Consider the following 14,940-nt stretch of genomic DNA (forward strand, 5'->3'; position numbering starts at 1 on the left):
AATGAAGCCTCAAGGTCGGTCAAATTTTTGTGACGAATTAGCAACAGTCTATTTCAAGAGATTACGGCCACGTGATCAGATTACAATTTGTCCATTTCCCGCCACAAATGGGGAGCAGCGATTACGTGGGCACAGGGGTAAGCCTTGTAGAGGGTGCGTAAGCGGTTGATGGGTGAACTTCCACTTTGGCATGAACAACAATCCGGGATCGGGGCGGCAGCGCTTCCGAAGCAGCTGGGAATTCGTTGTCTGCCAGGGAATGCCGCACACCGAACGATGTTTACCATCATCCGCGGGAAGATGAGTGGGAACGCCGTTCCAGCCGCCGGATACGATAATGACCGCCGAAATGCTGGTTTGGACATAATTGCAGGCTATGGTCGCAAATGTGGCAAACGGCATCGTTTTAATGCCGCAGGAATCTTCCTCGCGGGGGATTTTGCAGTCTCGTGCATGGTCAGGGAAAACATTCGCAGATCTGACGATGTATATGGAATCGCCGTGGCAGATGCGGATGGAGCGAAAGAAATCGACTGTTATGTTTAAGTCTGAGTTCATATCAGCGAGAGTCATGATGCTCAGCCTGTCCCTTGCCGCTTCCGTGGCGCTGGCGGGCCAAGCCCGGGCATTCGATATCAATGCCGGGGTCACCAAGGAATCGGGGCCGTTCGATCTCTTCAAATTCGGCTTCCGAGCCTACAAGAACGGTCAGAAGGAAGAGGCGGTCGAAGCCTACAAATATGCCGCTGAAAAGGGGCATACCGGTTCGCGTTGGGCTCTCGCCAACATGTATGCCGATGGCGACGGTGTCGCGCAGAACGATTTCGAAGCCTTCAAGATTTACAGCGAGATTGCCCAGCAGGGCGTCGAGCCGGGCTCTGAAGATACAGGCTTCTTCATCAACGCGCTGCTCGCCCTTGCCAGCTACTACAAGACCGGCATTGCCAACAGCCCGGTCAAGATCGATCTCAATCAGGCGCGCCAGCTCTATTTCCAGGTCGCATCGACTTTCGGTGTTCCCGAGGCACAGTTCCAGCTGGCTCAGATGCTGTTGTCCGGAGAGGGCGGGGCCACCAACGTGCAGCAGGCGAAGAAGTGGCTGAACCAGGCGCGCAAGAGCGGCCATCCGGGTGCCATGGCCGTTTTTGGCAATCTCCTGTTCCAGGAAGGTCAATCCGTCCGCGGCCTGGCGTTCTTGACCGCGGCGCTCGACAAGTGCAAACCGCAGGATTGCAGCTGGATGGAAGACATGCAGGAGCAGGCTTTCTCGCTGGCTAATGAGAATGACCGCCGTGTCGCAGTATCCATGGCGCACCAGCTGGATGTCGCCGGTTCCGATTGATCCGGCGCCTTAAGACGACACTCAGCTGATTGGTTCGAAATCGAAGCTTAGCTGCTGAAATCGAGATGCGCGATGACCGGGACGTGGTCAGAGGGTTTTTCCCAAGCGCGCACGTGTTTCTCGATCGCGGTCGCCGCAAGGCGATCGGCCGCTTCCGGCGACAGCATCAGATGGTCGATCCGGATGCCGTTGTTCTTCGGCCAGGCACCGGCCTGATAATCCCAGAATGAATAGAGTTTGACCGCATCGGTGGTGGCGCGGACTGCGTCGGTGAAGCCGAGATGTTCGAGCTGGCGGAAAGCCCGGCGGGTCTGGGGCAGGAACAGCGCATCGTTTTCCCATACCTTCGGGTCGAAGCAATCATGCGGCTCCGGGATAACATTGTAGTCGCCGGCAAGAATGATCGGTTCTTCCAGCGCCAGGCGATCCCCAGCGAATTTTCGCAGACGTTCCATCCAAGCGAGTTTGTAGGGGTATTTTTCCGTATCGATCGGGTTGCCGTTCGGCAAATATAGGCAGCAGACACGCAATGCGCCGCGTCCTTCGATGGAAAACACCGCTTCCATGAAGCGGGCTTGCTCATCGCCATCGTCACCGGGCAGGCCGCGCGTCACTTCGTCAGGCTTGACCTTGGAGAGAATCGCAACGCCGTTGAAACCCTTTTGCCCGTGCGTCTCGACATGATAGCCGAGCGCCTCGATCTCCAGGCGCGGAAAACCTTCGTCGACCGTCTTGATCTCCTGCAGGCAGGCGATGTCCGGGCGCGAATCCTTCAGCCACTGGCATAGGTTCTCGATACGCGCTTTGACGCCGTTGATGTTCCAGGTGGCGATTTTCATGGGCGGCTCGTTCCTTTGCTTCGCCTTGTTGTATCCGCAGCAAGTGGACTTGACTACCGCCCATGTGAAAGCCGGCCGGGAGCAAAGGCCTCCGGCCGGCGATCAAGCTGTGGAAAAAGCTGACGTGTCAGATCGAAAAACTGGTGCCGCAGCCACAGCTTGCGACAGCATTCGGATTCTTGATCTGAAAGGATTGCCCGAGCAGATTGTCGACGAAATCGATCTCGGAACCGGCCATGTAGACCAGCGACAACTGGTCGATCAGCACGGTGGCATCACCCTTTTCGACAATGATATCATCGTCTTCGGGGCCTTCGGCAAGATCGAATTTATAGGAAAAGCCGGAACAGCCGCCGCCTTCGACGGCGACGCGAAGCGCCCGTTTGCCAGCCTCTGCGCCGACGATATCAGCGATTCGCTTTGCCGCGGCGTCCGATAGGGTTACGTTTGTCTCAGTCATGCATTCCTCCTGCCGGGGTCAAGATCCGGAGAGAACCATTACGCCGTCGAACTTTCAAACGGCTGATATCCATAGCCTTTATCATGAAAGTCAGGCCGGTGACAGCTATGGTTTCGTGGTTGAGCCACACACCATTTTGCTGTTTTCTTGTCTATAGGTATGAAGGCTGCAAAGCGACGTCAATGGGCTGGGCTGCTCCATGTTTGGAGGAATACCATTGGCCGACTGAAATGAAACGCCCTTCGCGCGTTTGAGCGTGCAGGGTACTAATGCCGGAATGGATAGGTAATGACGATCGACAGGCATGCATTGGGTTTCGGTTATGGAGAAAAGGCCGCCTACGCGACGGACCCTTGGGCATCGCGAGGCCGGCTCTATGAAGAGGGGGCGAGCCCGACGCGTTCCGAATTCCAGCGTGACCGCGACAGGATCGTCCACACAACGGCCTTCCGGCGACTGAAGCACAAGACGCAGGTGTTCATTGCTCAGGACGGCGATCACTACCGCACGCGCCTGACGCATACGATCGAAGTTGCGCAGGTTGCTCGCGCCCTGGCGCGCGCGCTGAAGCTGGATGAGGATCTGGCCGAAGGCGTGGCGCTGGTTCACGATTTCGGCCACACGCCCTTCGGGCACACCGGCGAAGACGCGCTGCACGAGATGCTGCTGCCCTATGGCGGCTTCGACCACAATGCGCAATCCCTGCGCATCGTGACGAAGCTCGAGCGGCGTTATGCCGAATTCGATGGGCTCAATCTCACCTGGGAGACGCTCGAAGGCCTGGTCAAGCACAACGGTCCGCTGATGACGCCCGACGGCAATGGCACCCATGGCCCGGTGCCGCAGCCCATCCTGGACTATTGCGAAATCCATGATCTCGAAATTGCCACCTATGCCAGTCTGGAGGCGCAGGTTGCGGCGATCGCCGACGACATCGCCTACAACACGCATGATATCGATGACGGCCTTCGCTCCGGCTATCTGACCTTCGACATGCTGGAGGAGGTGCCGTTTCTCTCCGGGCTCATGGCGGAGGTGAGGGCGCGCTATCCGCATCTGGAGCCGAGCCGGTTCACGCATGAGATCATGCGCCGGCAGATCACCCGCATGGTCGAGGATGTGATTGCGGTATCACAGCAAGCGCTCGCCGAGATCAAGCCTGAAAGCGTTGCCGATATCCGCGGCGCCGGCCGCATCATCTCGACTTTCTCGCCCGAGATGGCCGAAACCGATAAGCAGATCAAGCAGATGCTGTTCAAGCGCATTTATCGCCACCCGGATATCATGCGTATCCGTGCCGGCGCGGCACAGATCGTTACGGATCTTTTCCGTGCCTATATGGACAATCCCAAGGAGATGCAGAGCCATTATTGGGTCGACCATATCGCCGGCCTTGCCGTCGCCGCCAAGGCTCGACATGTCGGCGACTATCTGGCTGGCATGACCGACACCTATGCCATCAGTGCTCACAAGCGGCTGTTTGACCAGACTCCCGATTTGAGATAGGCAGCGGCGGCGTTGGGCCGACAGCGGCCCGCCCAAGCTATGCGTGGACCATATCATGAACCTTTTCACCGACTTCGAAGCAAGAATTAAGAACGCTCTCGAGCAAATTGATATTGTAAGAGAAAAGCGATCTGAACTCGACTTCGGGCGTATCGGCGTTGAGCCGCCGCGAGATGCCAGCCATGGCGATGTCGCCACCAATGCGGCCATGGTGCTGTCCAAGGCGCTCGGCACCAATCCGCGCGCGCTCGCCGAGATTATCGTCGCCAAGCTGAAGGAAGACGCAGACGTCGCCGAGGTTTCGGTCGCCGGTCCGGGCTTCATCAATATCCGCCTCTCGGTCGGCTACTGGCAGCGTCTCTTGTCGACCATGATCTCCGAGGGAGAGCGGTTCGGTCGCTCGACCCTCGGCTTGGGCCAAAAGGTCAACGTCGAGTACGTCTCCGCCAACCCGACGGGCCCGATGCATGTCGGCCATTGCCGTGGTGCCGTGGTTGGCGACGCGCTGGCGAACCTGCTCGGTTTTGCCGGCTACGAGGTCACCAAGGAATATTACATCAATGATGCTGGCTCGCAGATCGACGTGCTGGCTCGGTCCGTGTTCATTCGGTATCGCGAGGCGCTCGGCGAGCCGGTCGGCGAAATCCCGGCCGGCCTTTATCCCGGCGACTATTTGGTTCCGGTCGGCGAAGCGCTCGCCAAGGAATTCGGCACGAAGCTGCGTGGCATGCCGGAAGATCAATGGCTTCCCATCGTCAAGGATCGGGCCATCGACGCGATGATGGCGATGATCCGCCAGGATCTCGAAGCCTTGAACGTTCACCATGACGTCTTCTTCTCCGAGCGCACGCTGCACGCCAATGGCGCGGCCCTGATTCGCACGGCGATCAACGACCTGACCTTCAAGGGCTATGTCTACAAGGGCGCATTGCCGCCGCCGAAGGGACAATTGCCTGAAGATTGGGAAGATCGCGAGCAGACGCTCTTCCGCTCGACGGAAGTGGGCGATGATATCGATCGTCCGCTGATCAAGTCGGACGGTTCCTATACCTATTTTGCCGCCGACGTCGCCTACTTCAAGAATAAGTTCGATCGCGGCTTCAACGAGATGATCTATATTCTCGGCGCCGACCATGGCGGCTACGTCAAGCGGCTCGAAGCCGTGGCGCGTGGGGTATCGGAGGGAAAGGCGAAGCTGACGGTGCTTCTATGCCAGCTGGTCAAGCTGTTCCGCGATGGCGAGCCCGTGAAGATGTCGAAGCGGTCGGGCGATTTCGTCACGCTGCGCGAAGTCGTCGACGAAGTCGGCCGCGATTCGGTGCGGTTCATGATGCTCTATCGGAAGAATTCCGAGCCCTTGGACTTCGACTTTGCAAAGGTCACGGAACAGTCCAAGGACAATCCGGTCTTCTACGTGCAGTATGCGCATGCTCGCTGCATGTCGATCTTCCGGCAGGCCAAGGAAGCGTTCCCCGACCTCGATATTGCATCGCTCGACCTGGCCAAGGCGGTCGCCGGCGTGATCTCCGATCCGGCTGAACTACAGCTGGTCGCCAAGATTGCGGAATTCCCGCGAATCGTTGAAGCTGCGGCACAGTCGCAGGAGCCTCATCGCATCGCCTTTTACCTTTACGATCTAGCAAGTTCCTTCCATGGACACTGGAATAAAGGTAAAGATTTACCTGAATTACGATTTGTTAACGATAAGAACCGAGAATTGAGCATTGCCAGACTTGGGCTGGTGTACGCTGTCGCGTCGGTTTTGAAGTCAGGTCTTGGTATAACCGGGACCGCAGCACCGGACGAAATGCGATAAACGTCACCATTTACCCACATTGCGCTGGCATTTAACTGTAGCGTTTTCGAGTGGAACGGTGATGGCAGAAAAACAGTTGGCGTATCGCGCAAGCGGAAACGACGAGTTCTTTGCGGATGATGATCCGCTCGCAGAACTCGCGCGTATCGTAGGTTTTGAGCCGCGCCCTGCTGCTCAGGCAGCTCCCGCGGCTCAGCGGCAGGAGCCCGCCTTCAATCTCGAGGACGAGCTTCTTCGCGAATTCGAGCGTTACGATACGCCTCGTATGAGTCCGGCAAATGACATTTCTGTTCCGCCGGAGCAGCCGGTGCTTTCCAATCAGGCTCCGGTTTCGCCTCCTGCCGAACCGGTGCGAGCAGAACCCAAGTTCGAGGAGCCGCCGCAGCCTGTGGCCCCGGTCAAGCCTACAATGGGTGCGCGCGATCTGATCGACGAGCTGGAAATGTCGATCGCGCCGGCTTTGCAGGCGGTCATGGCCTCACCTCCGCCACGGCTCGATCCGCCGCCGGCGCCTCCGGTCGTCAAGCCGACGCCGCAGTCCGCTGCCGCGACCGTGCGGTTGCCGCTTGCGAACTTTACGCTTGCATCCCCATCCGTGCCGCGCGAGCAGCCCGCCCCGGTGGCTCCTCCGGTCGCTCCTGTGCTGCCCGAAACAAGCCAGGTCGACACGGCATTCGATTTCGAGCCAGCCAAAACTGCTGCTGCGTATCAAACTTACAAGCCGCAGCCCGTTGTCGCTGATCAGCCGACCCCGGCGGTCGATGTGCCTGCATCGCCCAAGGTGCGGACCGTTGACGCGGCCGCCCTTTCGGCGGAGATCGATGCTCTATTGGCCGACGTGGATCGCTATCCCGTTCCGCCGAGAAGCAATGATCCGGTAGCGAAGGCGGAACCCAGCTTCGGCGATTTCGGTTCTTCGTTCACAGAACACGCCGCTGCGCCGGCGGTTGCCGCGACTGCGCCGCAGCCTGAGGCGCCGCAGCCGATCACCTTTGATATCGAGGATCCGTTTGCCGGTCAGGATTTCGAGTTCGATCTCGCGGATATCGAAATGGAACTTGCCGGTCTCGATTTTGCCGAGGCCGATAAATCCGCTCCTGCAAGACAACCGGTTCCGGCTGCGCCGGCAATTGAGCCCATCGTCTCACGCGCCACGCCGGTTGCGCCTGTCGCTCCTTTAGCCGCCGCGGCTGCGCCGCAGCCGGTACAGGCCGCACCAATCCCCGTCGTGCCCGCCGCAAGCATGGCTGCTCCGGCGTTCGACGCCGATCAAATGCTGCCCTTCGATCCGACCGAGATTTCCGATACGGAAGAGCGCGTCGAAAACTTCGAGGGATCGCATGTTCCGCATCTGCCGGCGATCGAGCCGGAAGAGCCGGTCGTCGTTCCGCCGGAATATGATTTCGACATCGATTCCGAGATGGCGAGCCTCCTGGGCACGCCGGCCAAGGAAGCAGCATCGGAGCCGTTCAAGCCGGCCGCTGGTGCCGCGTTCGGCGGCGCTGCCGCCGCAGCATCTTGGTCGAAGAGCACGGCGGCCCAGCCCGCTGCGGCCGTTGCCAAACAGCCGATCGAGGAATTCGATGAATTCGAGCGTGCGCTGGAGGAGGATTTCCGCCGCAGCTATCGCGAAGCCGCCACTCCGGTCGAGAATGTTGCCCGGATGACGCTGAACCCGGCGGCGGCCAACCGTCGTCCGGCGCGTCCGGTGCGCAACCTGGCGACAGCCGCGGCCGTCATCGCCGTTCTCGGTCTTGGCGCTTACGGCGTCTACGGCTGGGTCCGTCACGGATCGCCGATCTCCAACTTCTCCGGCGAGCCGCGCGTGATTACCGCCGATGCCAATCCGGTGAAGGTGGCTCCGGAAAATCCAGGCGGCACCGTTGTCCCCAATCAGGACAAGGCCGTTTATGACCGCGTCGCCGGCGACGGCACCGCGGCGCCGAAGCAGAAGGAGCTGGTCTCCTCCAACGAGCAGCCGGTCGATGTGGTGCAGAAGACCCTCATTCCGGAATCCGTATCTCCGGATGACGATAGTGGCGATCAGGTGACGTCGACCCCCGTCGGTGAAACCCAAGATCCGCGCCTGCTTCCAAATCAGGACGGCGGCAACGCGAATGTCGCGGCCAATGATGACGGTCAGGTGCCGGCGGTATCGCCGCGCAAGGTCCGGACGATGATCGTCAAGCCTGACGGTTCTCTGGTTGCGCGTGACGAGCCTGCCGTCGACACCACGACAACAGCTGCGGCAAAGCCGGCAGCAAACAACCAGGTTGCATCGGCCGATCTTCGTCCGGCCACCACGAATACGCCGCCGACCTCCGCCAATACGCCGCCGGCCGCCGCCGATGGCGACGCTGCCAGCGCCGAAAGCACGCCGATCCGTGTCGTCAAGACGACCCCGCTTCCGACCGCTCGTCCGGAGCCGGCCAAGGCAACCGCTACCGCTGCTGCCGCAACTGCGCCCGCCGCCGTTGCGCCTCGGCAGACGCAGCCCAAGCCTCAGCCGCAGTCGCAGCAGGTCGCTTCGGCAAGCCCGGCGCCAACTCGCCAGGCCGCTCCGGCTGCCGCGACCGTCGGCGCTGGTGGTTATGGTGTGCAGATTGCTTCCCTGCCGTCCGAGGCCGATGCGCAGAAGTCGCAGGCGAACCTGAAGGTGAAGTTCGCCAGTGTCATCGGCAACCATCCGCTGGAAATCCGCAAGGCCGATATCGCCGGCAAGGGCACCTACTATCGCGTCCGCGTCGTCGCCGGTTCCAAGGACGAGGCCGCGGCCATCTGCGAGCGCTACCGCACCGCTGGTGGCACCTGCCTGATTTCGAAATAAGGGATCTGGCTTCAGTCTTTCGGCAAAGCGGCGGGTTCATCCCGCCGTTTTCGTTTGCGCCGTTCGGTTTTTGTGAATGCCGGCTTGACGCCGCTCGCGTTTCGCGGCGTCAGTCTCTATGATTCGAGCATGACCGAATCGAAATCCATGATCCTTGGCTGCAGCGGCCATGCCATCACGCCCGAAGAGCGCTCCTTCTATCAGGGAGAACAGCCATGGGGCTTCATCCTGTTTGGACGCAATATCTCCGAGCCGGCCCAGATCGCCGATCTGGTTGCGTCCCTGCGTGACAGTGTCGGGCGTGACGCGCCGGTTTTCATCGACCAGGAGGGGGGCAGGGTGCAGCGCATCCGCCCGCCGATCCTGCCGCATTATCCTTCCGGCCAGGCCTTGGGCGATATCTATCGTCAGGATCGTGAGCGCGGCCTGCGGGCAGCCTGGCTGATGTCCAGGCTGCATGCCTTCGATCTTTTGAAGTTCGGTATTAATGTCGATTGTCTGCCCGTGCTTGATGTCCCGGTCGAGGGTTCCAGCAATGTCATCGGCAATCGCGCCTATGGCGGCGATCCGGTAACGGTGATGGAGATGGGGCGTGCGGCTGCCGAAGGCCTCAAGGCCGGCGGCGTCCTGCCCGTGATGAAGCACATGCCCGGCCATGGCCGTGGCTTTGCCGATTCGCATCACGAATTGCCCGTCGTCTCTGTTCCGCGCGCTGAGCTCGAGGCGCATGATTTCATGCCTTTCGTCGCACTCAAGGACGAATTGATGGCGATGACGTGCCATGTCGTCTTCACCGATATCGATCCGACGAACCCAGCGACGACGTCGCGCAAGGTAATCGAGGAGATCATCCGTGGCCATATCGGCTTTGAGGGCCTGTTGTTGTCGGACGATACCTCGATGAATGCGCTGAAGGGTACGATCGGCGAGCGCGCTGCAAATATTGTTGCGGGCGGATGCGATATCGTGCTGCATTGCAATGGCGTTATGGACGAGATGCAGCAGGTCGTGCGCAACGTTCCGCCATTGACCGGCGCGGCGCTGGTGCGGACCAAGGCGGTGGAAGCTGCTTTCGGTCATGATGATGGCGCCGACGAGACGTCGATTCGCGCCGAATTCGACGCTATGTTTGCAGTGGCCTAGACCGAACTCCGAGGATCTGACGGGTGAACAAGGTGAGCGGCACGGAGAAGTTTCAGCAGGCGGCAATGCCGATGGACAAGCTGTGGCAGGAAAGCGACGCGCAACGCGGCTCGCATGATCCGGCCCTCGTCATCGATATCGCCGGCTTTGAAGGACCGCTGGATCTGCTGCTGCATCTGGCCCGCACCCAGAAGGTCGATCTGTCGCGCATCTCCGTGCTGGCGCTTGCCGAGCAATATCTTCTGTTCATCGACAGCGCCCGGCGCATTCGCATAGAGCTTGCGGCCGACTATCTGGTCATGGCCGCGTGGCTTGCCTATCTCAAATCCAAGTTGCTCATTCCGCAACAGAGCAAGGAAGACGGGCCGACGGGTGAGGAGATGGCGGCGACGCTCGCCTTCCGCCTGAAGCGCCTTGAAGCGATGCGCGATGCGGCGACGGATCTCGTCAATCGCAATCGCCTCGGTCGCGATATATTTGCCCGCGGAGCGCCGGAGCACATCCCGGATCGGCGCCAATCGGCCTTTGATGCCAGTCTTTACGATCTTCTGAGTGCCTATGCCGGACTACGCCAGCGACAGGCTGTCACCCAGGTGACGATCGAGAAGCGCCGCGTCTGGTCTCTGGCGGATGCCCGCGTGATCCTGGACCGGATGATTGGTGAAATCACCGATTGGACCGCGTTGGAACATTATCTGGTAGGTTACATGACGAGCGCCAGCGAGCGTGCGACGGCCATCGCCAGCGCCTTTGCGGCTTCGCTCGAGCTGGTGCGCGAAGGGCAGCTGGAAATCCGGCAGGAGGGCGCATTTCAGCCGCTCTACATGCGGCGCGGGCCGAAGCACGCGTCACTTGAAGCCGCGGAATAGGGCAGGGAGCGAGCGTGACCGATCCTGACGAAGACCAGCCGCGGATGGAATACGAGACAGCGGCGCCCGAGGTCGATGAGCGCCGTCTGGGCGACGCCGAGCGCGTTGCTGAAGCGCTGGTCTTCGCTTCGGCTCAGCCGGTTTCCGAGGCGTTCATTGCCGAGCGTGTCGCGCCTGGCGTCGATGTTCCCGCCCTGATGCAGAAGCTCAAGTCCGATTATGCCATGCGTGGCGTCAATCTCATTCAGATTGAAGGAGCCTGGGCCTTCCGGACGGCAGCCGATCTCTCTTTCATGATCCGGCGCGATGAGAACGAAGTGCGGAAACTGTCCCGCGCCGCCCTCGAAGTACTGGCCATCATCGCCTATCACCAGCCGGTGACGCGCGCCGAAATCGAGGATATCAGGGGCGTGCAGACCTCCAGGGGCACGCTCGATGTCCTGATGGAAGCCGGCTGGGTTCGTTTCCGCGGCCGTCGCCGTACGCCGGGCCGACCGGTGACTCTGGGCACGACGCGCGACTTCCTCGATCACTTCGGCCTGGAAGAGCTGCGCGATTTGCCGGGTCTCGAAGAGCTGAAGGGAGCGGGCTTGTTGTCCGGACGCATCCCCGCCAATTTCAATATCCCGTCGCCATTGATGAGCGACGAGCTCACCGAAGACGAGGATCCCATCACGCAGATGGACCTGGAAGAGCTCGGTCTTCTGCCGCCGAGCGGCGCAAACTCCGGCGATTGAGCCAGAAGCAATGGCATTTCAACGGGCGATCGCGGCAAGGCCGGCTTTTTTTCGAAACTGATGGCGCGTCTCTCTTTTGCCATTAGCCGGTGCGAATATGAAAATCATTCTCTCGGGTTGGAGACGTTCGGTCGCCGCAACGGCGTTCGGCATATCGATATGCGTGGATGCAGTACATTTTGGTGTTTGAAAAACATCCGCAAACGTCTTACATCGAGAAGACGCAAAAATTGGGAGTTATCGCAATGGGTTCTCTAAGCATATGGCACTGGCTCATCGTCCTGGCCATCGCGCTGTTGTTGTTCGGCCGTGGAAAGATCCCGGAGCTGATGGGTGACGTCGCCAAGGGTATCAAGAGCTTCAAAAAAGGCATGAACGACGACGAGGATACTTCGGCGCAGCCGACCCCGGCGGCGACGACGACGTCCCGCACGGTCGAGCACAAGGCTGACGAAACGAAGTAATCAAGTCGGGCGGGCGCGGGCTGAAAGGCTTGCCGTTGGCCCAGGAGCCTTTGCATGTTCGATATAGGCTGGTCGGAGCTCGTGATTATTGCCATCGTGGCACTTGTGGTCATTGGCCCGAAGGAGCTGCCGGCAACATTGCGGACAATCGGCAAGATGACCGCGCGCGCCCGAAAAGTGGCGGGAGATTTCCGTGCACAGTTCGATGAGGCGATGCGCGAGGCAGAGCTGGACGATGTGCGCCAGACGATCTCGGATGCCCAGAAGCTCAATCCCGTCAATTCGTTGCGGGAAGCCATGAACCCGTTGCGGCAGATGGGCAACGAGATAAAAGCCGATCTGCAGCGTTCGACGACGATGGACAAACCCGCGACCGCAACGTCTGTTACGGACGAACCGGTGCCCGGTGTCGCGGCTGGATTGCCGGAAGCGCTTTCGACGATCCCAGCGTCGAACGAGCCGGCGCCCGTGGTTGCTCCCCCTCCACAATCGGTTGCCGCTGCAAGCGAAACAACCGCCAAGCCGAAGGCTGCGCGCAAACCGCGGGCCAAGGCGGATGATGTCGCTGCCGCCGCCGTGCAGACCTCCGTCGTTGCGGAAAAGCCGAAACGTGCGCCACGCAAGGTGGCGGTAGCCGCTGCTGCTGAGGAAACGCCCGCCACTGCCCCCAGGAAGCGCGCTACAGCCAGTAAGACAACGCCGAAGAAGAAGGACCAGGCATGACAGGTGATATCGACGATAAGCCGCAGCCGCTTATCGAACACCTCATGGAACTGCGTTCGCGGCTGATCTGGTCGCTGGTGGCGTTCTTCATTGCCTTCATCGGCTGCTTCGCCGTGGCGAAACACCTCTTCAACTATCTGGTCTACCCATATAAATGGGCTGTCGTCTGGGCCGGTCTCGATCTTAGCAAGGCCGAGCTGATCTATACGGCGCCGCAGGAATTCTTCTTCACCCAGGTGAAGGTCGCTATGTTCGGCGCGCTGGTCATCGCTTTCCCGATCATCGCCGCGCAGATCTACAAGTTCGTGGCGCCCGGTCTTTACAAGAACGAGCGCTCTGCCTTCCTTCCGTTCCTGATCGCGTCGCCCGTTCTATTCCTGATGGGTGCGGCGCTCGTCTATTTCTTCTTCTGCCCCATGGTCATGTGGTTCTTCCTGAAGATGCAGCAGGCGCCAGCCGACGGTCAGATCGGCATTGCGCTGCTGCCGAAGGTCTCGGAATATCTGAGCCTGATCATGACGCTGGTCTTCTCCTTCGGCCTTGTCTTCCAGTTGCCTGTCATCACCACGCTGCTGGCCCGCGTCGGACTGTTGACATCGGAGTGGTTGGCGCAAAAGCGCAAGTTCGCGATCGTCTTCGCGTTCATCATAGCCGCCGTGCTGACGCCGCCGGATCCGATGTCCCAGATCGGCCTTGCAGTGCCGACGATCCTTCTCTACGAGATTTCCATCTACGCGGCGCGACTCGTGGAACGCCAGCGTGCGCGGCAGACGCTTGAGGAGAATGACGAGACGTCCGATGTCACCAAGACGGATAATGTCTGAGCGACGGGCGAGGATCGTTCTCCCCTGAGGGTTTGCCGGATCGATCTCCGACCGATATTTCGGTCGGAGCCGCAGTCATGTGTAACGATCTGGAACGACGATGCTTGATATCAAATGGATTCGTGAGAATGCCGAGGCTCTGGATGCAGCGCTTGCCAAGCGCGGCGCGGAGCCTCTGTCGCAAGGCCTCATTGCGCTCGACGAGAAGCGCCGCTCCGTCATTCAATCAGTCCAGGATATGCAGTCCCGCCGCAACGCCGCCTCGAAGGAGATCGGCGCGGCCATGGCGCAGAAGAACGCCGAACTTGCCGAGAAGCTGAAGGCCGAGGTCGCCGACATCAAGACTTCGCTTCCGGCTGCGGAGGAGGAGGAGCGCACGCTGACGGCCGAGCTCAACGACGCCCTGTCGCGCATTCCCAATATCCCGCTTGAGGATGTGCCTGTCGGCAAGGACGAGCACGACAATGTCGTCAAGCATTCCTGGGGCGCCAGGCCGACCTGGAACCACAAGCCGAAGGAGCATTTCGAGATCGGCGAAGAGCTCGGCTATATGGATTTCGAGCGCGCGACCAAGCTTTCTGGTTCGCGCTTCACCGTGTTGACGTCGCAGCTTGCGCGCCTCGAGCGTGCGCTTGGCCAGTTCATGCTCGATCTCCATACGAGCGAGCACGGTTACACCGAAGTCAGCTCGCCGCTGATGGTGCGCGACGAGGCCATGTTCGGCACCGGCCAATTGCCGAAATTCGCCGAGGACCTGTTCAGGACCACGGACGGCCGTTGGCTGATCCCGACTGCCGAAGTGACGCTCACCAATCTGGTCTCCGGCGAGATTCTGGATCAGGAAAAGCTGCCGCTGCGCTTCACGGCGCTGACGCCGTCCTTCCGTTCGGAAGCCGGTTCCGCCGGCCGCGATACGCGCGGCATGCTGCGTCAGCACCAGTTCTGGAAGTGCGAGCTGGTGTCGATCACCGATGCCGAAAGCTCGATTGCCGAGCACGAGCGCATGACGGCCTGTGCCGAAGAAGTGCTGAAACGCCTCGGCCTGCATTATCGCGTCATGACCCTATCGACGGGCGATATGGGCTTCGGCGCGCGCAAGACCTACGACCTGGAAGTCTGGCTGCCGGGACAGGATACCTATCGCGAGATCTCGTCATGCTCGGTCTGCGGCGATTTCCAGGCCCGGCGCATGAATGCACGCTACCGTGGCAAGGATGACAAGGGCACGAAGTTCGTTCACACGCTGAACGGCTCCGGCACCGCCGTCGGCCGCTGCCTGATCGCCGTCCTTGAGAATTATCTGAACGCCGATGGCTCTGTCACTGTACCGGACGCACTGCTGCCATATATGGGTGGTGTGACAAGGATCGAGAAAGCAGCATAAATCAGG

14 protein-coding genes are annotated in these 14,940 nt (G+C 60.3%); 11 read left to right on the forward strand and 3 right to left on the reverse strand.

All coding sequences use genetic code 11. The features are described 5' to 3' along the window. Positions 1 to 75: 75 nt before the first annotated feature. The gene (locus tag FHT28_RS06230; protein WP_168595612.1) at positions 76 to 573 is read right to left on the reverse strand and encodes a hypothetical protein; all 498 of its coding nucleotides are present in this window, start codon (positions 571 to 573) and stop codon (positions 76 to 78) included. Between FHT28_RS06230 and exoR the strand changes: the two genes are divergently transcribed. Next, a complete protein-coding gene (exoR, locus tag FHT28_RS06235; RefSeq protein WP_037202801.1) occupies positions 539 to 1,342 on the forward strand; it encodes an exopolysaccharide production regulator ExoR in 804 nt (267 codons plus the stop codon). The two genes, FHT28_RS06230 and exoR, sit on opposite strands and share 35 nt — an antisense overlap. A gap of 47 nt (positions 1,343 to 1,389) precedes the next feature. Here the strand turns inward: exoR and xth are convergent, their stop codons facing one another. Both xth and erpA read right to left on the reverse strand, forming a co-directional pair. Then, positions 1,390 to 2,181: an exodeoxyribonuclease III gene (xth, locus tag FHT28_RS06240; RefSeq protein WP_168595793.1), complete on the reverse strand. Its 792-nt coding sequence runs from the start codon at positions 2,179 to 2,181 to the stop codon at positions 1,390 to 1,392. A gap of 127 nt (positions 2,182 to 2,308) precedes the next feature. After that, positions 2,309 to 2,641, reverse strand: a complete 333-nt coding sequence (gene erpA, locus FHT28_RS06245) for an iron-sulfur cluster insertion protein ErpA (protein WP_034505246.1) — start codon at positions 2,639 to 2,641, stop codon at positions 2,309 to 2,311. A 288-nt stretch (positions 2,642 to 2,929) separates the two neighbouring features. On the opposite strand from erpA, the gene FHT28_RS06250 reads away from it, so the two are divergent. The 10 genes from FHT28_RS06250 to serS all read left to right on the forward strand — a co-directional run bounded on the left by FHT28_RS06250 (position 2,930) and on the right by serS (position 14,934). Beyond that, on the forward strand, positions 2,930 to 4,147 hold the full coding sequence (locus FHT28_RS06250; RefSeq protein ID WP_168595794.1) for a deoxyguanosinetriphosphate triphosphohydrolase: 1,218 nt from the start codon (positions 2,930 to 2,932) through the stop codon (positions 4,145 to 4,147). A gap of 55 nt (positions 4,148 to 4,202) precedes the next feature. Beyond that, a complete protein-coding gene (gene argS / locus FHT28_RS06255) occupies positions 4,203 to 5,963 on the forward strand; it encodes an arginine--tRNA ligase (protein ID WP_037201778.1) in 1,761 nt (586 codons plus the stop codon). A 61-nt stretch (positions 5,964 to 6,024) separates the two neighbouring features. Further along, complete coding sequence (locus tag FHT28_RS06260) at positions 6,025 to 8,790, forward strand: SPOR domain-containing protein (protein ID WP_168595795.1); 2,766 nt, start codon at positions 6,025 to 6,027, stop codon at positions 8,788 to 8,790. 129 nt (positions 8,791 to 8,919) lie between these two features. After that, complete coding sequence (gene nagZ, locus FHT28_RS06265) at positions 8,920 to 9,933, forward strand: beta-N-acetylhexosaminidase (protein WP_047557918.1); 1,014 nt, start codon at positions 8,920 to 8,922, stop codon at positions 9,931 to 9,933. A gap of 23 nt (positions 9,934 to 9,956) precedes the next feature. Next, positions 9,957 to 10,802, forward strand: a complete 846-nt coding sequence (locus tag FHT28_RS06270; protein WP_047557831.1) for a ScpA family protein — start codon at positions 9,957 to 9,959, stop codon at positions 10,800 to 10,802. A gap of 44 nt (positions 10,803 to 10,846) precedes the next feature. Then, positions 10,847 to 11,539 carry an SMC-Scp complex subunit ScpB gene (gene scpB / locus FHT28_RS06275; protein ID WP_037201783.1) on the forward strand — a complete coding sequence of 231 codons (693 nt, stop codon included), beginning with the start codon at positions 10,847 to 10,849 and terminating at the stop codon, positions 11,537 to 11,539. A gap of 245 nt (positions 11,540 to 11,784) precedes the next feature. Beyond that, positions 11,785 to 12,003, forward strand: coding sequence for a twin-arginine translocase TatA/TatE family subunit (locus tag FHT28_RS06280; protein WP_037202803.1), 219 nt, complete (start codon positions 11,785 to 11,787; stop codon positions 12,001 to 12,003). Positions 12,004 to 12,057: 54 nt separating this feature from the next. Further along, entirely contained in the window at positions 12,058 to 12,726 is a 669-nt protein-coding gene (gene tatB, locus FHT28_RS06285; RefSeq protein WP_047638024.1) for a Sec-independent protein translocase protein TatB, read from the forward strand. Then, on the forward strand, positions 12,723 to 13,550 hold the full coding sequence (tatC, locus tag FHT28_RS06290; protein WP_037201788.1) for a twin-arginine translocase subunit TatC: 828 nt from the start codon (positions 12,723 to 12,725) through the stop codon (positions 13,548 to 13,550). The genes tatB and tatC overlap by 4 nt, the downstream gene beginning before the upstream one ends. Positions 13,551 to 13,650: 100 nt before the next feature. After that, entirely contained in the window at positions 13,651 to 14,934 is a 1,284-nt protein-coding gene (gene serS, locus FHT28_RS06295; RefSeq protein ID WP_037201790.1) for a serine--tRNA ligase, read from the forward strand. Positions 14,935 to 14,940 lie beyond the last annotated feature (6 nt).

The sequence above is a fragment of the Rhizobium sp. SG570 genome (assembly GCF_012275345.1).
GTDB lineage: Bacteria > Pseudomonadota > Alphaproteobacteria > Rhizobiales > Rhizobiaceae > Rhizobium > Rhizobium lusitanum.

Bases quoted from the DNA above. Each gene is read 5' to 3' on its own strand.
- FHT28_RS06260 (WP_168595795.1), top strand. From the start codon at position 6,025: ATGGCAGAAAAACAGTTGGCGTATCGCGCAAGCGGAAACGACGAGTTC.
- nagZ (WP_047557918.1), top strand. From the start codon at position 8,920: ATGACCGAATCGAAATCCATGATCCTTGGCTGCAGCGGCCATGCCATC.
- xth (WP_168595793.1), bottom strand. From the start codon at position 2,181: ATGAAAATCGCCACCTGGAACATCAACGGCGTCAAAGCGCGTATCGAG.
- FHT28_RS06280 (WP_037202803.1), top strand. From the start codon at position 11,785: ATGGGTTCTCTAAGCATATGGCACTGGCTCATCGTCCTGGCCATCGCG.
- erpA (WP_034505246.1), bottom strand. From the start codon at position 2,641: ATGACTGAGACAAACGTAACCCTATCGGACGCCGCGGCAAAGCGAATC.
- FHT28_RS06250 (WP_168595794.1), top strand. From the start codon at position 2,930: ATGACGATCGACAGGCATGCATTGGGTTTCGGTTATGGAGAAAAGGCC.
- tatC (WP_037201788.1), top strand. From the start codon at position 12,723: ATGACAGGTGATATCGACGATAAGCCGCAGCCGCTTATCGAACACCTC.
- FHT28_RS06230 (WP_168595612.1), bottom strand. From the start codon at position 573: ATGACTCTCGCTGATATGAACTCAGACTTAAACATAACAGTCGATTTC.
- argS (WP_037201778.1), top strand. From the start codon at position 4,203: ATGAACCTTTTCACCGACTTCGAAGCAAGAATTAAGAACGCTCTCGAG.
- serS (WP_037201790.1), top strand. From the start codon at position 13,651: ATGCTTGATATCAAATGGATTCGTGAGAATGCCGAGGCTCTGGATGCA.
- tatB (WP_047638024.1), top strand. From the start codon at position 12,058: ATGTTCGATATAGGCTGGTCGGAGCTCGTGATTATTGCCATCGTGGCA.
- exoR (WP_037202801.1), top strand. From the start codon at position 539: ATGTTTAAGTCTGAGTTCATATCAGCGAGAGTCATGATGCTCAGCCTG.
- scpB (WP_037201783.1), top strand. From the start codon at position 10,847: ATGGAATACGAGACAGCGGCGCCCGAGGTCGATGAGCGCCGTCTGGGC.